This window comes from Aureimonas glaciei, assembly GCF_014643375.1.
Classification (GTDB): Bacteria; Pseudomonadota; Alphaproteobacteria; order Rhizobiales; family Rhizobiaceae; genus Plantimonas; species Plantimonas glaciei.
On sequence record NZ_BMJJ01000017.1, the window covers coordinates 48,690 to 70,149 of the forward strand.

Consider the following 21,460-nt stretch of genomic DNA (forward strand, 5'->3'; position numbering starts at 1 on the left):
CGCCCCCGCGCCAAGCTGGTGCATAACGCCCAAGCCGTGATGGGCAGGAAGAGGAATGACGGACATGGACGAGGGTGTGGCCAGGCTTCTGGAGATCCTGGATCTCGAGCGGATCGAGGAAAATCTCTTCCGCGGCGTCTCGCCGGTGCAGAGCTGGCAGCGGGTGTTCGGCGGGCAGGTGATCGCGCAGGCACTGGTCGCCGCGCAGCGCACCGTCGATCCCGAGCGCCAGGTGCATTCGCTGCACGGCTATTTCATGCGGCCTGGCGATCCGAAGGTGCCGATCGTCTACGATGTCGACCGCATCCGCGACGGCGGCTCCTTCACCACGCGGCGGGTCGTGGCGATCCAGCACGGCGCGGCAATCTTCTCGCTCTCGGCCTCGTTCCAGCGGCACGAGGAGGGGCTGGTGCACCAGGCTGCCATGCCCGAAGTGCCGCATCCCGACGCCTTGCCGCACGGCGCCGAGCTCGCCGCCATGCTGCTCGACCGCGCGCCCGAGCCGGTGCAGCGCTACTGGCGGCGGCCGCGGCCGATCGAGTTCCGGCCGGTCTCCTTCGCCCACTACCTCACCACCGACAAGCTCGAGCCGGTGCAGCAGATCTGGGTGCGGGCGCTGTCGGACATCGGCAACGACCCGGCGCTGAACGCTGCAGTGCTCGCCTACCTCTCCGACATGACCCTGCTCGACACCGCCTTGTTCGCGCACGGCCTGTCGGTCTTCGACGCCGGCATCCAGGCGGCGAGCCTCGACCACTCGATGTGGTTCCACCGGCCGGTGAAGGTCTCCGACTGGCTGCTCTACGCCCAGGACAGCCCGAGCTCCTCCGGCGGGCGCGGGCTGACGCGCGGCTCGCTGTTTGCGCTCGATGGCGCTCTGGTCGCCTCGGTGGCGCAAGAGGGGCTGATCCGTCCCCGGCGACCGGCGCCTGAAAACCAGGCATCTGCCTAGAACACTGGCAAATGCCGACGGATTGTGCGCTGCGGGATGGCGCGGGATCGGGCGATTGTGCGCCGCAGCGGCCCAAATACGGCAAAATCGCGACAGAGGTCGCAATTGGCACGCGGCTTGGATGGAGAAGGTCAGTCACCCTCCCGGACATGCCGTCCGGAGGGCAGATGGCTCGGCATAGCGGCGCCCGTTCGCCCGGCCGCCGCTCAAGATTCGAGGTGCACATGAAAATCGTGATGGCCATCATCAAGCCGTTCAAGCTCGACGAGGTGCGTGAAGCCCTGACCGCCGTCGGCATCCAGGGTCTCACCGTGACGGAAGTGAAGGGCTACGGCCGCCAGAAGGGTCATACCGAGATCTATCGCGGCACCGAATACGCCGTGAGCTTCCTTCCCAAGCTGAAGGTCGAGGTCGCGGTCGCGTCCGACATGGTCGACCGGGCCGTGGAGGCGATCACCGTCGCCGCCAAGACCGGCCAGATCGGCGACGGCAAGATCTTCGTCTTCGGCATCGATTCCGCCGTGCGCATCCGCACCGGCGAAATCGACTCGAACGCCCTTTGAGAAAGGACCTCCTTCATATGCGTTTCGGTAAAATCCTCCTCTCGGCCGCGGTTCTCGCCGGCCTCGCCGCGACCGCGGCCTTCGCCCAGGACGCCGCCGCGCCGGCGGTCGATGCGGCCGCCGCTGCCGCGCCCGCGGCCCCGGCTGTTCCCAATCCTGGCAACACGACCTGGATGCTGATCTCCTCGATCCTCGTCCTGTTCATGACGGTTCCGGGCCTCGCCCTCTTCTACGGCGGCCTGGTGCGCGCCAAAAACATGCTGTCGGTGCTGATGCAGGTCACCATGATCACCGCGGTGATGATGATCGTCTGGGTCGTCTACGGCTATTCCTTCGCCTTCGGCGGATCCACCAGCGCCTATTGGGGCGGCCTCGGCAAGCTCTTCCTCGCCGGCGTCACGACGGATTCGGTCTCGGCGACCTTCTCCTCGGAAGTCATCCCGGAATACGTCTTCATCTGCTTCCAGATGACCTTCGCCGCCATCACCCCGGCGCTCATCGTCGGCGCCTTCGCCGAGCGGGTGAAGTTCTCGGCGGTGATCCTGTTCTCGATCCTCTGGGCGACCTTCATCTACTTCCCCGTCGCGCACATGGTCTGGGACGCTGCCGGGCTGATCTTCACCGGTGCGCATGCCGGCGGCATCGCCGCGCTCGACTTTGCCGGCGGCACGGTCGTGCACATCAACGCCGGCATCGCCGGCCTCGTCGGCTGCATCATGATCGGCAGGCGCACCGGTCTCGGCCGCGACATGATGGCGCCGCACTCGATGACGCTGACCATGGTCGGCGCCTCCATCCTCTGGGTCGGCTGGTTCGGCTTCAACGCCGGTTCCAACCTCGAGGCCAATGGCGGCACCGCGCTCGCCATGATCAACACCTTCACGGCCACCGCCGGCGCCATCGTCGCCTGGGCCATCGTGGAGAGCTTTGGTCGCGGCAAGGCGTCGATGCTGGGCGCAGCGTCCGGCATGGTCGCCGGCCTCGTCGCGGTGACGCCCGCTGCCGGCCTGATCGGGCCGGTCGCGGCGATCTTCCTCGGCGGTTTCGCCTCGGTCGTCTGCTACTTCTTCGTGGCCGTCATCAAGCCGAAGTTCGGCTATGACGACGCGCTCGACGTCTTCGGCATCCACGGCATCGGCGGCATCATCGGCGCCATCGGCACCGGCATCCTGGCGAGCAGCTCGCTCGGCGGCGTCGGCTATGTCGAGGGCGTCAGCATGGGCGGCCAGGTCTACTCGCAGATCATCGCCGTGCTCATCACCATCGTGTGGAGCGGCGTCGGTTCGGTGATCCTGTTCAAGGTCGTCGACCTCATCATCGGCCTCCGGCCGACCGTCGAAGCCGAGCGCGAAGGCCTCGACATCACCTATCACGGCGAGGCGGCCTACCACGCCTCCTGACCCAGCCAGGGGGCGGCCATTCGGGTCGCCCTCCTGCCACGACGCGAAAAAGGGCGAGCCGCAAGGCCCGCCCTTTTTCGTTGCTATGCTCCTGGCTCAGACTTCTTCGTTCCGGCCCCTTCGTTCCGGGGTCGGCGGGCGGGCCGTCGCTACTTCGCCAGGAGGCCCTGCCAGTCGGCATGCCCGGCGAACTTCCGGCGGGCGAAGGGACAGCGCGGATCGACCTGCAGGCCCATTCGGCGGGCATAGTCGACCGCCGCGGTCACCAGCGTCTCGCCCATGCCCTCGCCGCGCCGCGACTCCGGAACGAAGGTATGATCGATAACGATCGTGCGGGCGCGGGGGTGGAGATAGATCAGTTCGGCGCCGGGAACGTCCGCGGCGACGAATCGGCCGCCGGTCTCCGTCGCCTCGTGTCGGATCTGCATGGCTGTCGTCCTCCATGAAACATGTTTGTCATAAAAATGGCGCAGCCGGGCCGCGGGGACAAGAGGCCGCAGGGCTCCTGCATGGCTGCCATGCCCTGGGCCGGCAACGATCGCTTAGGGTTAAAGAGGCTTTAACCAGAGGCACTTACTCTGTCGTCAGCAAGGCCCCGGCGATTCTCGGGAGCCGATTGATGCGACGGAACGGGCGAATTGGCGATGGCGTCTACGACAGCGGGTCCACGGACAGTGACGAGGAAAGACGGGGCACAGCGTCCCGAGCCGACGGGCTTCCTGCGTCGCCAGGCGGAGATCGCAGGCGGCTTCGGCCTCCTCGGCCTGGCGGGCTTTCTCGGCCTGTCGATGGCCAGCTGGACGGTCACCGATCCCTCATTCAGCCAGGCGAATCACAACGAGGTCGCCAATCTGGCGGGCTCGACGGGCGCGGTGGTGGCCGACATCGTCATGCAGGTCTTCGGCCTCGGCGCCGTGCTGCTCGCCGTGCTGCCGACGATCTGGGGCATTCTCGTCGCCTTGGGCAAGCCGATCGACCGCATCGGACGCCGCGCCTGGCTGGCGCTGGCGGGCGTCGTTCTGGCTTCGGCGGCGCTCGGCTGCCTGCCGGCGCCGGCTGGCTGGCCGCTGCCGATCGGCCTCGGCGGCGTCGCCGGCGATCTCGTCCTGAAATTCCCGGCGCTCGCCACCGGCGCCTATCCCGATGGCGTGCTGGCCATGGTGCTGTCGGTGATGATCGCGGTGCCGGCCGTCTGGCTGTTCCTCAACGGCGCGGCGCTGATCGACCGGCCCTCGGCCGATCCGATGGTGGCGGCCGAAGGCCGGACGCAGATTTCGGCGCGCGCCGCCGCCACCGGGCAGAGCGCGCGGGCCGTCGCCGAAGAGGACGACGCCGAGGACGAGGGCCGGCTGGCGCTGCTCTTCGGCGCGCTCGCGCACACCGCCTATTCCGCCAAGGCGGCGTTCGACCGTCGCCGCGGCGAGGTGAAGGCGCGGCGCAGCGAGCCGAGCGAATTCGCCGACCGTTTCGACAGCTGGCAGGACGAGGAAGAGGAGGGCGATTTTGCGCCGCCGCTGCCGCGCGAGGCCCATCCCCGTCAGATCCGCGTCACCGCGCCCTACCAGAGCGGGGGCTATATCGACCCGCTCGACGACGAGGAAGGCGGCGAGCCGCGCAGCGACAAGCCCGAACCCTTCCAGTTCGACACCCCCGCCGCTCTGCCGCGGAGCCGCGCGGCTGAGCCGGCACGCTTCGACGCACCTGAGGGCGACGATCGCGCCGAGGAGATCGACGACGGCGACGACGACCGGTTCGAGGACGAGCGCGACGACGATCGGCTCATCGACGCCGTCGACGCGGACGATGCGATTCTCGGCCCGGTCGAACCGGTCACGGACCGGCAGCCCACCGAGGAAGTGTCCGGCTGGCGGGGCCTCGCCGCCAACATCGTCGCTTTTCCCGGCAAGCGGAAGCCGAAGTCCGAGCCGGACGCGCTCCCGGCACAGCGCCCGCAGGCCGTGCGCGCCGCCGTGGCGCCGGTTTCGGCCCGCCCGGCCCCGGCCGCCGCGCCGGTGCGCGTCGCCCCGCCCGCCGCCACCATCCCGGCCCGCGGCCGGCCGCAGCGCGGTGCCGAGGCGCTCGCCCGCAACGCCATCGCGCTGCCCTTCGAGCTGCCGCCGATCGATCTGCTCTCGCCGCCCAAGCAGCGCGCCCGCGACACCATGCTCTCGCCGGAGATCCTGCAGGAGAATGCGCGTCTGCTCGAAGGCGTGCTCGACGATTTCGGCGTTCGCGGCGAGATCATCGAGGTCCGTCCGGGCCCGGTGGTGACGCTTTACGAGCTGGAGCCGGCCCCCGGCATCAAGTCCTCGCGCGTCATTGGCCTCGCCGACGACATCGCCCGCTCGATGAGCGCGATTTCCGCCCGCGTCGCCGTCATTCCCGGCAAGAACGCCATCGGCATCGAACTGCCGAACCAGAAGCGCGAAACCGTCTACTTCCGCGAGATGATCGCCTCGGAGACTTTTCAGCAGAACAAGGCGAAGCTGGCGCTGGCGCTCGGCAAAACGATCGGCGGCGAGCCGGTCATCGCCGATCTCGCCAAGATGCCGCATCTCCTCGTCGCCGGCACCACCGGCTCCGGCAAGTCGGTGTCGATCAACACCATGATCCTGTCGCTGCTCTACCGGCTGACGCCGGCCGAGTGCCGGATGATCATGATCGACCCGAAAATGCTCGAACTCTCCGTCTACGACGGCATACCGCATCTCCTCTCGCCCGTCGTCACCGACCCGAAGAAGGCCGTCGTCGCCCTGAAATGGACGGTGCGCGAGATGGAGGACCGCTACCGCAAGATGTCGAAGGTCGGCGTGCGCAACATCGACGGCTTCAACGCCCGCGTCGCGGCCGCCATCGAGAAGGGCGAATCCATCTCGCGCATCGTGCAGACCGGTTTCGACCGGGAGAGCGGCGAGCCGATCTTCGAATCGGAGGAGTTCGACCTGTCGCCGCTGCCCTACATCGTCGTCATCATCGACGAGATGGCCGACCTGATGATGGTCGCCGGCAAGGACATCGAGGGCACCGTCCAGCGCCTGGCGCAGATGGCCCGCGCCGCCGGCATCCACGTCATCATGGCGACGCAGCGTCCCTCGGTCGACGTCATCACCGGCACGATCAAGGCGAATTTCCCGACCCGCATCTCCTTCCAGGTGACGTCGAAGATCGACTCGCGCACCATTTTGCAGGAGCAGGGCGCCGAGCAGCTGCTCGGCATGGGCGACATGCTGTTCATGGCCGGCGGCGGGCGCATCCAGCGCGTGCACGGTCCCTTCGTCGACGATGCCGAGGTGGAGCACATCGTGGCGCATCTGAAGGCGCAGGGCACGCCCGACTATCTCGACGCGATCCTCGAGGAAGAGGACGAGATGGGCGGCGACGGGGGCGGTGCCGGCGGTGCCGGGGGCGGCGATGTCGACGGCGAGGCCGATCTCTACGACCAGGCGGTGGCTATCGTCCTGCGCGACGGCAAGGCCTCCACGTCCTACGTCCAGCGGCGCCTGTCGATCGGCTACAACCGCGCCGCTTCGATCATCGAGCGGATGGAGCGCGAGGGTATCGTCGGTCCCGCCAACCATGCCGGCAAGCGCGAGATCCTGGTGCCGACCGAAGAAGAGCGGATGTAGGCGGCCGCGCCGTCGGGACGCGGGCGGGGCTGCCCGTTGCCCTATTCAAGCCTTGAGCCCATGGCATCCATCCCGATCAAGGAACGTTGCAGGACGATATGAAGCCTGCGACGGCCGTCCGGGGACGACGAACCGGGCGACGACGAAAGAGGACGATCATGCTTCGACAGGAAACCCGCCATACCGGCCTTCTCGCCACCGCGTTTCTCGGCCTTGCCTTGGCGCTGCCGGTTGGCCTGGCGCCGGCGCAGGCCCAGGCGAGCGCGGCCGCGCAGGCCGTCGCCGACCACTTCTCCGGCGTGAAGTCGATGACCGGCGACTTCATGCAGTTCGACCCCAACGGCAAGCAGACCGAGGGGAAGTTCTACATCGAGCGGCCGGGCAAGATCCGCTTCGACTATTCCGGCGCGCCGCTGCGCGTCATCGCCGATGGCGAGCAGGTCGCGATCAACAACCGCAAGCTCAACACCTGGGACCTCTATCCCTTGTCGAAGACGCCGCTGAAGCTCCTGCTCGGGCAGAGCATCGATCTCTCCGCCGCCAACATCCAGAGCGTCAAAGAAGAGCCCGACCTCACCACCATCGTCATGGGCGACAAGTCGGTGTTCGGCGACAGCCGCATCACCATGATGTTCGACCCGACGACCTTTGACCTCAGGCAATGGACGATCCGCGACAACCAGGGCAAGGACACCAGCGTGATGGTCTACAACACCCGCTCGGGCGTCGCCTTCGACCAGTCGATGTTCACCATCCCCTATACCTCCATCGCCGCCGGCCAGACCGGAAACTGAACCGGCATGGCTTTTCTTCGAATCGCCAGCCCGCTTTAGCCTCTTGTTGTCGCATGATCTTTTCCGAAAGCCGGCAAGCCGCCTTTCAGGATCATGCTCCAGGTCCGTCCGGCGCCGGACCTCACAGCACGGCGGCGCACGCGTCAGGACAGGTCGTGCAGCGCCCGCTGGGAAGGCGGGCCGATGCTGAAATCGGTGAAGGTGACGGCAAGGCCCGCCCGCTCGGGCGTGCAGCACATCGGGCCGACGAGATAGGTCTCGGCGACCGGAAACGGCGCGAGGCGCACGAGCGGCCAGACTTTGCCGTCCGCCGAGGCCTGGAGGCGCAGCACGCCGGCCTGCACGGTGATGCGCAGGCGAAAATCCCGCGCATCGCCCTCATAGGGGCCGGTCGCCCAGTCGGACTGGCCCGTCGTCAGGACGCTGCCGAGCATCGGGCGGCCATCGGAATGCTCGATCCCGGCCTTCACCCAGGTCTCGGCGTCGACGCGCACCATCATCCCGGCCTGGTCGTACAGGGCCTCGTAGTTGGCCCGGATCCGCAGTTCCGCCGTGAAGTCGCCCGCCGTCCGGGCGCCGAAGAAATGGCCGCTGTCGCGGCTGAAGCCGTAATGCGTGCGCTGCCAGAAATCGGTCCCCTCATCCGTGACGACGTCGAGCCGTTCCGGGGCAAGCGACCATCGGGCCGGCTCGTTCGTCCAGTGGCAGCGATCGAACATCAACATCTCCCTGCCGCGACGGCGGCGTCTCTCGCAGTACTGTATGACCCGGACGGGAGCGGCGCCAAGACTTGCGGGCCGCCGCCGGCCCTCGCATAAGGGCGGCCCGTCCGTCGTGCGAAAGTCCCCCATGTTCTCCATCGCCACCTGGAACATCAATTCCGTCCGCCTGCGGCTGCCGCTGGTCGAGCATTTCCTCCGGGAGCATGCGCCGGACGTGTTGTGCCTGCAGGAGATCAAGTGCCAGGAGGATCAGTTCCCGCTGACCGCGCTGCAGGCGCTCGGCTACGAGCACATCGCGATGCACGGCCAGAAGGGCTATCACGGCGTCGCGACGCTCTCGCGCCATCCGCTGGAAGACGTCACGCGGCAGGATTTCTGCGCCATCGGCGACGCCCGGCATCTGTCGGTGCGGCTGAAGCTCGGCGACCGGCAGCTGCGGATCCACAATTTCTACGTTCCGGCCGGCGGCGACGAGCCCGACCGCGCGGTGAACCCGAAATTCGGCCACAAGCTCGATTTCATCGAAGAGATGCGGCGCACCAGCGCGCGGGCCGAGCCCGGCGTCTCGTCGCTGCTCCTCGGCGATCTCAACATCGCGCCGTTCGAGACCGACGTCTGGTCGCACAAGCAACTCTTGAAGATCGTCTCGCACACGCCGGTGGAAACGGCCGGCCTCCTGCAGGTCATGGTCGACGGCGACTGGGCGGATCTCGTCAGGGCGCAGATCCCGATCGAGGAAAAACTGTTCACCTGGTGGAGCTACCGCGCCAAGGACTGGACGCTTGCCGATCGCGGCCGGCGGCTCGACCATATCTGGGGATCGACCGACCTCGTGCCGGCGCTCCGCGGCCTCACGGTGCTGAAGGAGGCGCGCTCATGGGAGCGGCCGTCCGACCATGTCCCCGTCATGGTGACGCTGGACCTCTGATCCACGGCCTCTCCCATCGCTGTTCGAGAAGACGCTGACCCGAACGCCGAGAGCCGTCTTTCGCCATCGGCTAGCGAAAGCGGTCTTCCAGGGCGAGGAGGTCGGTGGTCATCTGGCCGAGCTGGTCGGCCAGCTTTTCGTGCAGGGTGAAGGCGATCTCCGGATATTCCTCCAGCATGCGGCGGAACAGCTGGCGGGTGATGTGGATCAGGTCGCAGTCGGTGGCGGCGACCGCATGCGCCGGACGGCGCGTCTCGGTGATCAAAGCGAGTTCGCCGATCAGCGCGCCGCGGCCGTAGCGGCCGACCGTCCGCTCCTGCCCGACCGGCCCCCTCTGCAGCACGACTTCGCCGCCGGCGACGACGAAGCCGGCATCGGCCCGGGCCTCGGCGCGGAACAGCACCTCGCCCTGGCGCAGACGCCGGTGATCGGCGCCGAAGGCCAGAAGGCGCAGCTGATCGTCGGTGAGGTCGGCGAAAAGCGGAACCTCCCGCAGCACCGCGATGTCGCTTTCGAGGCTCATCCGGTCCCGACCACTCCGCAAGCGAGGCCTCGGCCGCATCGACTGTCGATCGGCCGGGCGCGCATCCACCCCTTGGCGCCCCGGCATGGCGGGACGCGCCCGCGAGTCTATAGCGGCCCGCTTGCGTCAAGCAAACCGCCGAGGCATCCCGCCAACAGCTGTGTGATGCCGCAAAGGCCAGACCGCCGACGTCGCGCCCGGAGCCCGAACGCGCCCCGAGAGGAGGCGCCGGGCCGACCGCTCACGCGCGGACGGCCCGTGCCATCGGCATGAGGTCGCCGTTCATGCCGGCCAAGGGAGCGTGCTGGGCGAGATTGCCGCGCATGCGCAGCAGCGCCTTTTCCATCGTCCGGAGTTCGCCGGCTTCGATTCCCTCGGTGATCTGGGCATAGAGCTGCGTGGCCAGCGGTCGGATCTGGTCGATCACCTCGTTGGCCTTCGCCGTTTGGTGGATCACCTTGGCGCGGCGGTCGGTGGAATCGGTCGTGCGCACGATCAGGCCGCGGGCCTCCAGCCGGTCGAGATAGGCCGAGAGCGTCATCGGCTCGACCCCCATCCGCTCCGCCAGCACCGCCTGCCGCGCCCCGCCGTAGCGGGCGACATGCGCCAGAGCGCGGATTTCACCGGGCGTCAGCTCCAACCCGGCGTCGCCGACCGACTTCTCAAAAGCCTGGCGAAACAGTCGGGACAGATCCGTGAGAAGAAAACCGAGCGAGTTGTCGGGTATGAGCTGCGTCATCGTCTTTCTTCTTCTTGATAATTGCGACCGATCGGTACAAGGGATGAGGTTATGGCGATCCGTCGAGCAGGAGTTGCGTTCCGCGGGCGGGGGTGAACCCGGGCGGTCTGGCAACCCGAAAGCCGGGTTGTCAACAATTTCAATTCTATACGTAAAATTGTCTAGACGACTAAAATTAAGGCTATCGGGATGTCAGATCACGCCATTGTGTTGCCGCTCTCCCTGTGGAGAACACAGTCATCGCTCGGCGAATGGCCCGATTTTGCTGCACTGCAGCCCAGCCTTTTCGAAGCGGCCTTCACGCAGGCGATGGCGGAGCACCGCGCCGAGATCGACGCCATCGCCAGCCCTTCCGAGACAGCGACTTTCGCCAATACGATCGCGGCGATGGAACGCGCCGGCCGTGCCCTCTCGCGCGTCGCCTCGGTGTTCTACACGCTGGCGGGCGCGCATACGGATGCCGCACTGCAGGCGCTGGAACGCTCGCTGTCGCCCAAACTCTCGCGCCACTCCTCCGCCATCGTCCTCGATGCGGCCCTGTTCGCGCGAATCAGTGACGTCTTCGCCCGTCGGGCGGCGATCGCCGAGACGGAGCAGCTGACGGCCGAGGACCTGCGGCTGCTCGAGCGGGTGCACCAGGATTTCGTCCGCGGCGGCGCAGAGCTCCAGGGCGAGGCGCGGCTGCGGCTGGCCGAGATCGACGCCCGCCTGTCGGAACTCGGCACGGCCTTCTCCCAGAACATCCTCGCTGACGAGCGAAACTACGTGCTGCCGCTTGGCCCTGAGGATCTGGGTGGCCTGCCCGGGTTTGTGCGCTCGGCCATGGCCGAGGCGGCCCGCGAGCGCGGGCTTGCCGGCCACGCGCTGACCCTGTCGCGCTCGATCGTCGTGCCCTTCCTGACCTTTTCCGACCGGCGCGACTTGCGCGAGACGGCGTTCAAGGCCTGGATCGCCCGCGGCGAGAATTCCGGCGAGACCGACAATCGCGGCCTGATCGGCGAGATTCTCACGCTGCGCGCGGAAAAGGCGGCGCTGCTCGGCTTCGATTCCTTTGCGGCCTACAAGCTCGACGACGCCATGGCGAAGACGCCCGCGGCCGTGCGCGGCCTCTTGGAGCAGGTCTGGGACAAGGCGCGGGCGCGGGCCCTCGTCGATGCGGCCGCGCTGCGGGCGATCGCCACGGCGGAAGGCGACAACGCGCCGCTAGAGCCCTGGGACTGGCGGTATTATTCGGAGAAGCGCCGCCAGGCGGAGTTCGACTTCGACGAGGCGGCGCTGAAGCCTTATTTCCAGCTCGACCACATGATCGAGGCGGCCTTCGCCGTCGCGTCGCGCCTGTTCGGCCTGTCCTTCGAGCGTCTGCCCGAGGCGCCGGCCTGGCACGCGGACGTCCGCGTCTGGCGCGTGCGCAATGAAGGCGGCGCCGAGATCGGGCATTTCCTCGGCGACTATTTCGCCCGCGAGTCGAAGCGCTCCGGCGCTTGGATGAGCGCCCTGCGTGGTCAGCACAAGCTCGACGGCGGCCAGACGCCGATCATCTACAATGTCATGAACTTCGCCAAGCCCGCCGACGGCGAGCCGGCGCTGCTGTCGGTGGACGACGCCAAGACGCTGTTCCACGAATTCGGCCACGCGCTGCACGGACTCCTGTCCGACGTCACCTGGCCGAGCCTGTCGGGCACCTCGGTGGCGCGCGACTTCGTCGAACTGCCCTCGCAGCTCTACGAGCACTGGCTGACAGTGCCGGAAGTGCTGGAGCGCCACGCGCTGCATGTCGAGACCGGCGAGAAACTGCCGCAGGCGCTGATCGACAAGATGCGCGCGGCGGAAAATCTCGACGAGGGCTTTCGCACCGTCGAATACACGGCCTCGGCGCTCGTCGACCTCGCTCTGCACGAGAGCGGCGCGGCGCCGGCCGATCCGCTCGCCCGCGAGGCGGAGATTCTCGAAAGGCTCGGCATGCCGCGCGAGATCGTGATGCGCCACCGCACGCCGCACTTCGCCCACATCTTCTCCGGCGACGGCTATTCGGCCGGCTACTATTCCTACATGTGGTCGGAAGTGCTCGACGCCGACGCCTTCGAGGCCTTCACCGAGACCGGCGACGCCTTCGACAAGGCGACGGCGGACAAGCTGCTGCGGCACGTCTATTCGGCCGGCGATACAAGGGATCCCGCGGTGCTCTACACCGCCTTCCGCGGCCGCATGCCGACCACCGAGGCGCTGCTGCGCAAGCGCGGCTTCGCCGGCTGAGGGGCGGTCAGCGGAGCCCGTGGCCCGGCGCCGGCGCCCGGGTCGGAAGAGCTCGCGCGTCCGGTGAGGGCGGTCGGATGCGGCCGGAGTCGAGGAGAGAGAGCGACGCGGTGCCACCGCGCTCCCCTCCGCTCGACCTTCCGCCTCGGCCGCTTGCGGGGGAGCCGCGAAGCCTGCAACGCCTCGACAATCGCCCTTCGCATCACCACCTCAGATCCAGCCGTTGCTGCTAGACCTTTCGCAAATGCGAAAATTCCTGTAAGGCACCGCTCATGCAAGGCACGAGGGCGTCCGTCTGACGGAAGCGTCGGGCGTGCCCATCCCTTTTCTTTTCCGGTGGTATAGAATGAAGCTCCGCAACATCGCGATCATCGCGCACGTCGATCATGGCAAGACGACCCTGGTCGACAAGCTCCTCTCGCAGTCGGGCTCCTTCCGCGAGAACCAGCGCCAGGAAGAGCGCGCGATGGATTCCAACGACCTGGAAAAGGAGCGTGGCATCACGATCCTGGCCAAGGCGACCTCGGTCGAGTGGAAGGATGTCCGCATCAACATCGTCGACACCCCGGGCCACGCCGACTTCGGCGGCGAAGTCGAGCGCATCCTGAACATGGTGGACGGCGCGGTCATCCTCGTCGACGCGTCGGAAGGCCCGATGCCGCAGACCAAGTTCGTGCTCGGCAAGGCGCTGAAGGTCGGCCTGAAGCCGATCGTCGCGATCAACAAGATCGACCGCCACGACGAGCGCCACCAGGAAGTGCTGAACGAGATCTTCGACCTCTTCGTCGCGCTCGACGCCACCGAAGAGCAGCTCGACTTCCCCGTCCTCTACGGCTCGGGTCGCGGCGGCTGGATGGCCGAGGCGCCGGAAGGCCCGCAGGACAAGGGCCTGGAGCCCCTGTTCGATCTCATCGTCAAGCACGTGCCGGAGCCGGACACCGCCGGCAAGGACGAGCCGTTCAAGATGATCGGCACCATCCTCGAGGCCAACCCCTTCCTCGGCCGCATCATCACCGGCCGCATCCAGTCCGGCTCGATCAAGCCGAACCAGCCGGTCAAGGTTCTGCACGGCGACGGCACGCTGCTGGAAACCGGCCGCATCACCAAGATCCTGTCCTTCCGCGGCCTCGAGCGCGTGCCGGTCGACTATGCCGAAGCGGGTGACATCGTCGCCATCGCCGGCCTGTCGAAGGGCACCGTCGCCGACACCTTCTGCGACCCGCAGGTCAACGAGCCGCTGGTCGCCCAGCCGATCGATCCGCCGACCGTGACCATGTCCTTCATCGTCAACAACTCGCCGCTCGCCGGCACCGAGGGCGACAAGGTCACCAGCCGCGTCATCCGCGACCGTCTCCTGAAGGAGGCCGAGGGCAATGTCGCGCTGAAGATCGAAGAGGCCGCCGACAAGGATAGCTTCTACGTCTCCGGCCGCGGCGAATTGCAGCTCGCCGTGCTGATCGAGACCATGCGCCGCGAAGGCTTCGAAATCGGCATCTCGCGTCCGCGCGTCATCATGCAGACCGGCGAAAACGGCGAAAAGCTGGAGCCGATCGAAGAGGTCGTTGTCGACGTCGACGAGGAGCATGCCGGCATCGTCGTGCAGAAGATGAGCGAGCGCAAGGCCGAGATGGTCGAGCTGCGTCCTTCGGGCGGCGGTCGCCAGCGTTTGGTCTTCCACGCCCCGACCCGTGGCCTCATCGGCTACCAGTCGGAACTGATGACCGATACCCGCGGCACGGCGATCATGAACCGCCTGTTCCATTCCTACGCCCCCTACAAGGGCGAGCTGGCCGGCCGCAACACCGGCGTCCTGATCTCCAACGACGCCGGCGAAAGCGTCGCCTTCGCGATGTTCCACCTGGAAGACCGCGGCCCGATGGTCATCGAATCCGGCACCAAGGTCTATGAGGGCATGATCATCGGCATCCACACCCGCGAGAACGATCTCGAGGTGAACGTGCTGAAGGGCAAGAAGCTCACCAACATGCGCGCCTCCGGCAAGGACGAGGCGATCAAGCTGACGCCGCCGATCCGCATGACGCTCGACCGCGCCCTCTCCTGGATCCAGGACGACGAGCTGGTCGAGGTGACGCCGAAGACCATCCGGCTGCGCAAGCTCTATCTCGACCCGAACGAGCGCAAGCGGCATTCGAAGTCCAGCAAGGCGGCCTGATCGTCGGACACGCGAATTTATGAAAGGCGGGGCCTAGTGCCCCGCCTTTTTTCATGGGCGGTTCTATGGGATAGATCGCCGATCACGGCAGAGGGGTGCCCATGTACACGAACATTTTGATCGCCACCGACGGGTCCGAGCTCGCGCAGAAGGGCGTCGAGCACGGATTGGCGCTGGCCCGTCTCTGCGGCGCCAAGGTGACCGTCCTGACCGTGTCCGAGCCGTTTCCGACCTTCGACCTCGTCTCCAAGCTCGGCTTCTTCCAGGATCCCGAGGTGGTCGCCCGCTACGCGGCGGACTGCAAGACCCTGGCCGACGAGACCCTGACCCGGGCACAGGCCGCCGCCGAGGCCGCCGGCGTCTCCTGCGAGACGCTCTATGTCGCCGACAGCGCCCCCGCCGCCGGCATTCTGGAAGCGGCGAAATTCCGCGGCAGCGACCTCATCGTCGTCGCCTCGCACGGCCGTCGCGGGCTCGAGCGCATGGTGATCGGCAGCCAGGCGACCAAGGTGCTGACGCAGGCCACCGTTCCGGTTCTGGTCGTCCGCTGACGCCTTTCGCCTGAGGGCCTCACGCCCCCGGCCGTGCATCGGCGCGGCCGGCACGGTGGCGGGCATTTTCCGGCACCGAGTAAGGCGGCGAGCGCGGGGTCCGGACAATTCCTGCGGGGCGCGGCCTGCGGCACTTTCGGCCAGGCTGTTCGGCCGGTGCCCGCTCTGCTATCTCGGTTTGCCACATCCAGCCGAGGAGTTTTTCATGCGCTTGCCCGCTCTGTTTGCCGGCCTGATCCTGGCGGCCGCCACCGTCCTGCCGAGCCTTGCCGCGACCTTCGACAGCCCCCAGGCGCTGCTGACGGCGCTCTACGCGCCCTACCTCCAGGAAGACGGCGACACCTCGGACCAGTCGGCCTTCTTTTCCGACTCGCTCAACGCTCTGTATGCCAAGGACGCCGCCGCCACGCCGGACGGCGAGATGGGCGTGCTCGACTTCGATCCGGTCATCGCCGGGCAGGACTATGCGATCAGCAAGCTGGTCATCGAGACGCCGGACATCAGCGGCGACAGCGCGAAGGTCACGGTCCGCTTCGACAATTTCGACATGCCGCAGACGCTCTTCTACAGCCTGGTCCGCGAGCAGGGGGGATGGAAGGTCGACGATATCGAGAACAAGCAGGGCGAATACGCCTGGGATCTCGTCAAGATTTTTGCCGACGGCGGCCGGATGTAGGGATTTGCGGCCTCAGTCGCCGAGGCGCAGCGGTTTCAGGTCGTCCCAGCGGTCGCCCGGTCCCGGGTTGTCTGCGGGCGAGGCGCCGCCGAACTGCCGCATGACGCCCCAGACGGCGTTCAGCGCCGTCTGCACCGCGCCCTCGACCCAGGCCGGGGTGAAGGAGACGTCGTCACCGGCGATGAACAGGCCGCGCTCGATCGGCGGCATGTCCTTCTGCATGAAATGGCCGAACATGCGCTCGTTGTAGCGATAGTGGCCGGGCAGGGCCCCCTTGAAGGCGCCGAGGAAATTCGGGTCGGACTCCCAGCTCACCGTGATCGGATCGCCGAGGATGTGGGCGGAGATGTCGACCGTCGGATAGATTTTTGCCAATGCCGACAAGGCCAGTTCCACCCGCCGCTCGGCCGGGAAGGGCAGCATCTTCAAAGCGTCCGACATCCAGGAATAGGTCAGGCAGATGACGCCCGGCTGCCCCGGGCCGTTGTCAAAGAGATAGGTGCCGCGCGTCAGCCGGTCGGTCAGCGTCATCGACATCGCGTCGTGCCCGGTGAGGGGATCCTTGTCCTTCCAGAACGGCCGGTCGACCATGACGAAAGTCTTCGACGACTGCATGTAGCGGGTGCGGTCGAGCGCCATCCAGAGTTTCTGGGAAAACAGGCTTTCCTCGGTCTTGATCGTCGTCGTCAGGAGCCAGCTCTGGCAGGTGGCGATGACGGCGTCGTAAGCGTTCTTGCGGCCCCAGCGGTCGACCACCTCGACCTGGCCGCCGGGCAGCCGGTTGATGGCGGCGACGCCCGGGCGCGTCGCGCCGTCGTTGAGGCTGGCAAGGCTCGTCCCCGCCGGCCAGTGGGCCATGCCGGCCGGCGCTTGCCGCCAAAGGCCCTGCGGCACCTTTTCGGCACCGCCGACGACGAGATGCTGGTCGCTGTCATAGCCCAGCGCGTTGACGCGCAGGATCTCCAGCATGGAATTGGGAAAATCGGAATCCCAGCCGCCGGTCCCGAAGCCGACCTGGCCAAAAACTTCGCGGTGGCGGAAACTGAGGCGCTGGAAGGGCGACGAAGTCGTGACGAAGTCGTAGAAGGTGCGCTCGTCCCAGAGCGAGACCAGCGGGTCCCACAGCGCCTTCACGGCCTTGGCGTCGCGCGCCTTCAGCGCGGCCGAGAGAGCGGCGAAGCCGAACCCTTCCTCCAGGGCCGTGTCGTAGGCGGCGGCGACCTCGGCATAGAGCGGCGGCAGGTCCGAAAGCGTTTCGGCGTAGTGCGTCTCGCCCTCAAGATCGATGACGGTCGAGCCGGCGGCTTCGGTGAGCGGGTTCGGGAAGGGCCGCGTCTCGAGCCCCAGGGCGTCGACATAGTGGAAGAAGGCGCCGGCCGAGCGGGGAAAGCGCATGGCACCGAGTTCCGCGACGATGCCCTCGCTGCCCTGGAACGCCTGCGAGCGCAGCCGTCCGCCAAGCCGGCCGGACTCGTAGACAACCGGTTTCAGCCCCATCTTCATCAGTTCGAAGGCGGCGACGAGCCCGGCCATGCCGGCGCCAATCACCGCGACCTCGCCGCCGAGGCGCTCGGACGGGATCGTCCCGAGACCGTCGGGATGGGCCAGCCAGGCTTCGAAGTCGAAGGGGAAGTCGGGGCCGAAGCCGGAGAGGGAGGTCATGGCATGTCTCTTCGGTCGCTTTGAATCCGTCGCGGCACTTGATAGCGCCTGCCGCGTTGCCCCTGCAATGCCGTGCCACCCGCATCCCGCCGGTACGGCCGTCGGCCGGACGACACCGGCCAAAGGAGACAAGACATGGGACTGCTATCCGGCCTTCTGGGCCTTGCCAGCGACGTCGACGTGGAGGCGGTGCGCCGCGACCTCGAGCCGATGCTCCTGCCGAACGAGGAGATCGACCTTGCCTTCGCGGTGGTGCGCGATCTCATCATCTTCACCAGCCACCGCCTGATCCTCGTCGACAAGCAGGGCATGACCGGCCGCAAGCGGGAGATCCACTCGATCCCCTATCGTTCGGTGACGATGTTCTCGGTCGAGACGGCCGGCACTTTCGAAACCGACGCGGAGCTCAGGATCTGGATCTCGTCGCAGTCGGCGCCGCTGACGCGCGAGCTGTCGCGCGGCTCCAACCTTTCCGGCATCCAGCGCGCCCTGGCACAGGGTGTCCTCGGCCGCAAATAGTCGTGCAAAGCCGCCCCGTTGCTGTTCGCATGGTTGACGGAGTCTATCGCTTCCGCTCAATTCGATTTGCATCACTGGCTAGTGATCAAAAATTAAGTGTTCAGCAAGGAAGTCGGGGATCGAAATTCCCGTTTTATGGTTAATACTCGATGAAGACGATCGCCGCCGAAGTACGCTTTGCAGAGGGTCGGGACTCAGCCGAATTGGCTGAGGTCCACGCCGCCGCTTGGCGTGGCGCCTACAGCGGCATCATCCCTTTCAAAACTCTGGGAAAAATGGTCGAGCGCCGCGGTGCCGACTGGTGGCGGCGGGCGATCGACAACCGCGCCGCCATCCTCGTCCTGGAATTCGGCGGCGAGATCGCCGGCTATGCCACGCTCGGGCGCAACCGCACGCGGGCGCTTTCCGCCGAGGGCGAGATCTACGAAATCTATCTGCAGCCGAAATTCCAGGGTCTCGGCTTCGGCCGCCGCCTGTTCGACGAGGCGCGCGCGCTGCTGCGCGATCGCGGCATGAACGGCGTGGTGGTCTGGGCGCTCGCCGACAACGACAATGCGATGCGCTTCTACGCCGCCGTCGGCGGCAACGACGTGGCCGAAGGGGCGGAGACCTTCGAGGCCGTTACCCTGCACAAGGTCGCTTTCACCTGGAAGTGAGCGAGGGCAGGTCTGAACGACGCGCAGGTCTGAACGACGCGCAGGTAGGCCGGACGGTGCCCCGGTAGACGCTGCCTGTGCCCACCGTGACCTAAAGTCCGCTTTGCCAGTCCTTCACGGCCTGCAGCGGCCAGATCAGCATCAGGACGTTCAGCGTCAGATTGTCGTGGATCATCACGGCGGTGAAAATCTCGAAGGACACCGCGATCGCGATCGTCACCCAGATCGGCAGCCGGCTCGCCAGGAAAAATCCCAGCACCATGAACAGGATGTCGCTGGTCGAATTCAGAACGCTGTCGCCGAAATAATCGAGCGAGATCGTCGCCGCCCGGTAGCGCTCGATCACCATTTCTGTGTTCTCAAGGATTTCCCAGGCGCATTCCACCACCATCGCGATCACCAGGCGGATGCCGAGCGGCAGGCGCCGGGCGACGAGCCAGAGGCCGCCGAAGAACAGGAATCCGTGGATCAGGTGCGAGGGCGAGTACCAGTCGGCGAGATGCTGGGAATTTTCAGAACTCTGCACCACGCCGTGCCAGAGTTTGATCGTTCCGCAGGTGCAGATCGGGGTGCGGCCCATCCACAGCAGGATCGCGGCGGTGCCGGCAAGAACGGCGAAGGCGGCCAGGAGATGCCAGCGGGTCAGGCGGGTGTTGGTCACGGGTCATCCCCTTGTTTCGGGCGTGCCCGGGTGATCGTGAATGCCGGGCCGGCGCGCCCGGCGCAAGCCCGCCCTGCGCTCTTCGATCGTTCGGCCCGCTCAGCCGATCGCCGCGGGATCGTCGTGGCAGCAGACGCAGAGCTTGTTGCCGTCGCGATCGTGAAAATAGGCGCCGTAATAGTGCGGGTGATAGTGCGGGCGCAGGCCCGGTTCGCCCTCCGACGTGCCGCCCGCGGCCAGAGCGGCGGCAAAGGCCCGGTCCACCGCCGCGCGCGAGGGCGCCAGGAGCGCGATCATCGCCCCGTTGCCGGGATCGGCGGGCCTGCCGTCGAAGGGCTTTCCGATCAGGAAGATCGGTCGATCCTGTCCCGGCCTCTGCCATCCCGCCCAGTCTCCGGCATCGTCGCGGAAGCGCAGCGCGAGCCCGAGCTCGGCAAAGACGCTTTCGTAGAAGGCGAAGGCGGTGGGCAAGTCGGCGATGCCGACATGGACGTGCGACAGCATGGACGTCTTCCTCCCTCGGACGGGAAAGGACTAGCACTCCGGAAAACTCACCGCGAGGCCGCCGAGCGAGGTCTCCTTGTATTTCGACTGCATGTCGCGGCCGGTCTCGCGCATGGTGTGGATCACCTTGTCGAGCGAGACGAAATGCGTGCCGTCGCCGCGCAGCGCGAGCGAGGCGGCCTGGATGGCGCTGACGGCACCGAAGGCGTTGCGCTCGATGCAGGGGATCTGCACGAGGCCGCCGATCGGGTCGCAGGTGAGGCCGAGATGGTGCTCCATGCCGATCTCGGCGGCGTTCTCGATCTGCAGGATGCTGCCGCCGAGCGCCGCGGCAAGGCCGGCGGCCGCCATCGAACAGGCGACGCCGACCTCGCCCTGGCAGCCGACCTCGGCCCCGGAGATCGAGGCGTTCATCTTGAACAGGCCGCCGATGGCCGTGGCGGTGAGGAGGAAATCGCGCGCGCCCGCTTTGCTCGCGCCATGGCAGTGCTCGCGATAATAGCGCAGCACCGCCGGGACGACGCCGGCGGCGCCGTTTGTCGGGGCGGTGACGACGCGCCCGCCGGCGGCGTTCTCCTCGTTCACGGCGATGGCGTAGAGGCTGACCCAGTCCATGATCTCGTGCGGCGGCCGGTCGTTGCTCGCCGCTTCCGCTTCGAGCTTTTCGCGCAGGGCCGCCGCCCGCCGCCGGACGAACAGGCCGCCGGGCAGTTCGCCCTTCCGCCGAAGGCCGCGGTCGATGCAGTCCATCATCGCGCCGTGCACACGCTCCACATGCGCCTCGACCTCCGCGGCCGGCTGCAGCGCGCATTCGTTGGCAAAGACCATGTGGGCCACCGACAGGCCGCTTTCCTCGCCGAGCGCGAGCAGGCTGCGGCCGCTGCGGAAGGGGAAGGGGACGTCGCGGGCCTCGCCGGAGACAACGCCGACCTCGGCCTCGCGGACGATGAAGCCGCCGCCGACCGAGCACCAGCGCTGTTCGAGGAGGATTTTGCCGTCGCCGGAGAGAAGGGTGAAGGCGAGGGTGTTGGGATGCTGCGGCGTCTCGGCGACGCCGTCGAAGACGATATCGGTCTCGGGATCGAAACCGAGCGGCATGCGGCCGCCGAGCGGCAGGCGCTTGTCCGCGGTCACCGCCTTGAGGGCCGTCGCGGCGGCGTCAGGGTCGATGGTGTCGGGGGCCATGCCGGCGAGGCCGAGGATCACCGCCGTGTCGGTCCCGTGGCCCTTGCCGGTCCAGGCGAGCGAGCCGTAGAGGTCGACGCGCAGTCGGCTCGCACCATCGGCCAGCGCCGCGGCGTCGCGGGCGAAGGCGAGTGCCGCCTTCATCGGCCCGACGGTGTGCGAGGACGAGGGGCCGATGCCGATCTTGAAGAGCTCGAAAATGCTGATCATGCGTCTCTCCCTCGCGCCGAGCCGGGCGATGGCGGCAGGATAGCCAGCGCGACGGGGCCCGCAATGCCCGTTCGCGACACTCCCCGGTCGCGCCACGCCGGATGCGGGCCCCGTTCCGGCCCGGCCCGACCGCACGCGCGACCCGCTCGGCGCTGACAGGCCT

At 67.3% G+C, this 21,460-nt stretch carries 20 protein-coding genes; 12 read left to right on the forward strand and 8 right to left on the reverse strand.

Translation table 11 applies throughout. The features are described 5' to 3' along the window. Positions 1 to 64 precede the first annotated feature (64 nt). The 3 genes from tesB (at position 65) to IEX88_RS24655 (ending at position 2,915) form a co-directional block, all read left to right on the forward strand. Entirely contained in the window at positions 65 to 952 is an 888-nt protein-coding gene (tesB, locus tag IEX88_RS24645; RefSeq protein WP_188855166.1) for an acyl-CoA thioesterase II, read from the forward strand. A gap of 224 nt (positions 953 to 1,176) precedes the next feature. Further along, entirely contained in the window at positions 1,177 to 1,515 is a 339-nt protein-coding gene (locus IEX88_RS24650) for a P-II family nitrogen regulator (RefSeq protein ID WP_188855131.1), read from the forward strand. Between the two features lie 17 nt (positions 1,516 to 1,532). Then, positions 1,533 to 2,915, forward strand: a complete 1,383-nt coding sequence (locus IEX88_RS24655; RefSeq protein WP_188855132.1) for an ammonium transporter — start codon at positions 1,533 to 1,535, stop codon at positions 2,913 to 2,915. A 149-nt stretch (positions 2,916 to 3,064) separates the two neighbouring features. Here IEX88_RS24655 and IEX88_RS24660 read toward each other — a convergent pair whose 3' ends face one another. Continuing rightward, positions 3,065 to 3,343 (reverse strand): GNAT family N-acetyltransferase, encoded by a 279-nt coding sequence (locus tag IEX88_RS24660; RefSeq protein ID WP_188855133.1) that lies wholly within the window; start codon positions 3,341 to 3,343, stop codon positions 3,065 to 3,067. 216 nt (positions 3,344 to 3,559) lie between these two features. Here IEX88_RS24660 and IEX88_RS24665 point away from each other — a divergent pair, with 216 nt between their 5' ends. Together IEX88_RS24665 and IEX88_RS24670 are read left to right on the forward strand one after the other, a co-directional pair. Further along, a complete protein-coding gene (locus IEX88_RS24665) occupies positions 3,560 to 6,541 on the forward strand; it encodes an FtsK/SpoIIIE family DNA translocase (RefSeq protein WP_188855134.1) in 2,982 nt (993 codons plus the stop codon). Between the two features lie 158 nt (positions 6,542 to 6,699). Further along, positions 6,700 to 7,335 (forward strand): outer membrane lipoprotein carrier protein LolA, encoded by a 636-nt coding sequence (locus IEX88_RS24670; protein WP_188855135.1) that lies wholly within the window; start codon positions 6,700 to 6,702, stop codon positions 7,333 to 7,335. A 143-nt stretch (positions 7,336 to 7,478) separates the two neighbouring features. Here the strand turns inward: IEX88_RS24670 and IEX88_RS24675 are convergent, their stop codons facing one another. Then, positions 7,479 to 8,054, reverse strand: a complete 576-nt coding sequence (locus tag IEX88_RS24675) for a DUF1349 domain-containing protein (protein WP_188855136.1) — start codon at positions 8,052 to 8,054, stop codon at positions 7,479 to 7,481. A 130-nt stretch (positions 8,055 to 8,184) separates the two neighbouring features. Between IEX88_RS24675 and IEX88_RS24680 the strand changes: the two genes are divergently transcribed. Further along, the gene (locus tag IEX88_RS24680) at positions 8,185 to 8,985 is read left to right on the forward strand and encodes an exodeoxyribonuclease III (RefSeq protein ID WP_188855137.1); all 801 of its coding nucleotides are present in this window, start codon (positions 8,185 to 8,187) and stop codon (positions 8,983 to 8,985) included. A gap of 70 nt (positions 8,986 to 9,055) precedes the next feature. On the opposite strand, the gene IEX88_RS24685 is transcribed toward IEX88_RS24680, so the two are convergent. Further along, a complete protein-coding gene (locus IEX88_RS24685) occupies positions 9,056 to 9,508 on the reverse strand; it encodes a cyclic nucleotide-binding domain-containing protein (RefSeq protein ID WP_188855138.1) in 453 nt (150 codons plus the stop codon). Between the two features lie 241 nt (positions 9,509 to 9,749). Then, positions 9,750 to 10,247 carry a MarR family winged helix-turn-helix transcriptional regulator gene (locus IEX88_RS24690; RefSeq protein WP_188855139.1) on the reverse strand — a complete coding sequence of 166 codons (498 nt, stop codon included), beginning with the start codon at positions 10,245 to 10,247 and terminating at the stop codon, positions 9,750 to 9,752. Positions 10,248 to 10,436: 189 nt separating this feature from the next. On the opposite strand from IEX88_RS24690, the gene IEX88_RS24695 reads away from it, so the two are divergent. The 4 genes from IEX88_RS24695 to IEX88_RS24710 all read left to right on the forward strand — a co-directional run bounded on the left by IEX88_RS24695 (position 10,437) and on the right by IEX88_RS24710 (position 15,900). Continuing rightward, positions 10,437 to 12,500 (forward strand): M3 family metallopeptidase, encoded by a 2,064-nt coding sequence (locus IEX88_RS24695; protein ID WP_188855140.1) that lies wholly within the window; start codon positions 10,437 to 10,439, stop codon positions 12,498 to 12,500. A gap of 346 nt (positions 12,501 to 12,846) precedes the next feature. Further along, a complete protein-coding gene (gene typA / locus IEX88_RS24700; RefSeq protein ID WP_188855141.1) occupies positions 12,847 to 14,673 on the forward strand; it encodes a translational GTPase TypA in 1,827 nt (608 codons plus the stop codon). A gap of 101 nt (positions 14,674 to 14,774) precedes the next feature. Continuing rightward, positions 14,775 to 15,224: a universal stress protein gene (locus IEX88_RS24705; protein WP_188855142.1), complete on the forward strand. Its 450-nt coding sequence runs from the start codon at positions 14,775 to 14,777 to the stop codon at positions 15,222 to 15,224. Positions 15,225 to 15,429: 205 nt separating this feature from the next. Continuing rightward, positions 15,430 to 15,900, forward strand: a complete 471-nt coding sequence (locus IEX88_RS24710; protein ID WP_188855143.1) for a DUF3828 domain-containing protein — start codon at positions 15,430 to 15,432, stop codon at positions 15,898 to 15,900. A 12-nt stretch (positions 15,901 to 15,912) separates the two neighbouring features. Here IEX88_RS24710 and IEX88_RS24715 read toward each other — a convergent pair whose 3' ends face one another. Then, entirely contained in the window at positions 15,913 to 17,562 is a 1,650-nt protein-coding gene (locus tag IEX88_RS24715) for a flavin monoamine oxidase family protein (RefSeq protein WP_188855144.1), read from the reverse strand. A gap of 135 nt (positions 17,563 to 17,697) precedes the next feature. Between IEX88_RS24715 and IEX88_RS24720 the strand changes: the two genes are divergently transcribed. Both IEX88_RS24720 and IEX88_RS24725 read left to right on the forward strand, forming a co-directional pair. Continuing rightward, on the forward strand, positions 17,698 to 18,081 hold the full coding sequence (locus IEX88_RS24720) for a PH domain-containing protein (protein WP_188855145.1): 384 nt from the start codon (positions 17,698 to 17,700) through the stop codon (positions 18,079 to 18,081). Positions 18,082 to 18,230: 149 nt separating this feature from the next. After that, on the forward strand, positions 18,231 to 18,737 hold the full coding sequence (locus IEX88_RS24725) for a GNAT family N-acetyltransferase (protein ID WP_188855146.1): 507 nt from the start codon (positions 18,231 to 18,233) through the stop codon (positions 18,735 to 18,737). Between the two features lie 91 nt (positions 18,738 to 18,828). Here the strand turns inward: IEX88_RS24725 and IEX88_RS24730 are convergent, their stop codons facing one another. From IEX88_RS24730 to IEX88_RS24740, 3 genes are all read right to left on the reverse strand, one after another. Further along, a complete protein-coding gene (locus IEX88_RS24730; protein ID WP_188855147.1) occupies positions 18,829 to 19,398 on the reverse strand; it encodes a DUF2585 domain-containing protein in 570 nt (189 codons plus the stop codon). Between the two features lie 99 nt (positions 19,399 to 19,497). Continuing rightward, a complete protein-coding gene (locus tag IEX88_RS24735) occupies positions 19,498 to 19,902 on the reverse strand; it encodes a VOC family protein (RefSeq protein WP_188855148.1) in 405 nt (134 codons plus the stop codon). A 30-nt stretch (positions 19,903 to 19,932) separates the two neighbouring features. Continuing rightward, positions 19,933 to 21,297: an L-serine ammonia-lyase gene (locus IEX88_RS24740; protein WP_188855149.1), complete on the reverse strand. Its 1,365-nt coding sequence runs from the start codon at positions 21,295 to 21,297 to the stop codon at positions 19,933 to 19,935. Positions 21,298 to 21,460: the final 163 nt, after the last annotated feature.

Excerpts from the sequence above, each read along its gene's own strand:
- tesB (WP_188855166.1), top strand. The coding sequence starts at position 65 with ATGGACGAGGGTGTGGCCAGGCTTCTGGAGATCCTGGATCTCGAGCGG.
- IEX88_RS24650 (WP_188855131.1), top strand. The coding sequence starts at position 1,177 with ATGAAAATCGTGATGGCCATCATCAAGCCGTTCAAGCTCGACGAGGTG.
- IEX88_RS24655 (WP_188855132.1), top strand. The coding sequence starts at position 1,533 with ATGCGTTTCGGTAAAATCCTCCTCTCGGCCGCGGTTCTCGCCGGCCTC.
- IEX88_RS24660 (WP_188855133.1), bottom strand. The coding sequence starts at position 3,343 with ATGCAGATCCGACACGAGGCGACGGAGACCGGCGGCCGATTCGTCGCC.
- IEX88_RS24665 (WP_188855134.1), top strand. The coding sequence starts at position 3,560 with ATGGCGTCTACGACAGCGGGTCCACGGACAGTGACGAGGAAAGACGGG.
- IEX88_RS24670 (WP_188855135.1), top strand. The coding sequence starts at position 6,700 with ATGCTTCGACAGGAAACCCGCCATACCGGCCTTCTCGCCACCGCGTTT.
- IEX88_RS24675 (WP_188855136.1), bottom strand. The coding sequence starts at position 8,054 with ATGTTCGATCGCTGCCACTGGACGAACGAGCCGGCCCGATGGTCGCTT.
- IEX88_RS24680 (WP_188855137.1), top strand. The coding sequence starts at position 8,185 with ATGTTCTCCATCGCCACCTGGAACATCAATTCCGTCCGCCTGCGGCTG.
- IEX88_RS24685 (WP_188855138.1), bottom strand. The coding sequence starts at position 9,508 with ATGAGCCTCGAAAGCGACATCGCGGTGCTGCGGGAGGTTCCGCTTTTC.
- IEX88_RS24690 (WP_188855139.1), bottom strand. The coding sequence starts at position 10,247 with ATGACGCAGCTCATACCCGACAACTCGCTCGGTTTTCTTCTCACGGAT.
- IEX88_RS24695 (WP_188855140.1), top strand. The coding sequence starts at position 10,437 with ATGTCAGATCACGCCATTGTGTTGCCGCTCTCCCTGTGGAGAACACAG.
- typA (WP_188855141.1), top strand. The coding sequence starts at position 12,847 with ATGAAGCTCCGCAACATCGCGATCATCGCGCACGTCGATCATGGCAAG.
- IEX88_RS24705 (WP_188855142.1), top strand. The coding sequence starts at position 14,775 with ATGTACACGAACATTTTGATCGCCACCGACGGGTCCGAGCTCGCGCAG.
- IEX88_RS24710 (WP_188855143.1), top strand. The coding sequence starts at position 15,430 with ATGCGCTTGCCCGCTCTGTTTGCCGGCCTGATCCTGGCGGCCGCCACC.
- IEX88_RS24715 (WP_188855144.1), bottom strand. The coding sequence starts at position 17,562 with ATGACCTCCCTCTCCGGCTTCGGCCCCGACTTCCCCTTCGACTTCGAA.
- IEX88_RS24720 (WP_188855145.1), top strand. The coding sequence starts at position 17,698 with ATGGGACTGCTATCCGGCCTTCTGGGCCTTGCCAGCGACGTCGACGTG.
- IEX88_RS24725 (WP_188855146.1), top strand. The coding sequence starts at position 18,231 with ATGAAGACGATCGCCGCCGAAGTACGCTTTGCAGAGGGTCGGGACTCA.
- IEX88_RS24735 (WP_188855148.1), bottom strand. The coding sequence starts at position 19,902 with ATGCTGTCGCACGTCCATGTCGGCATCGCCGACTTGCCCACCGCCTTC.
- IEX88_RS24740 (WP_188855149.1), bottom strand. The coding sequence starts at position 21,297 with ATGATCAGCATTTTCGAGCTCTTCAAGATCGGCATCGGCCCCTCGTCC.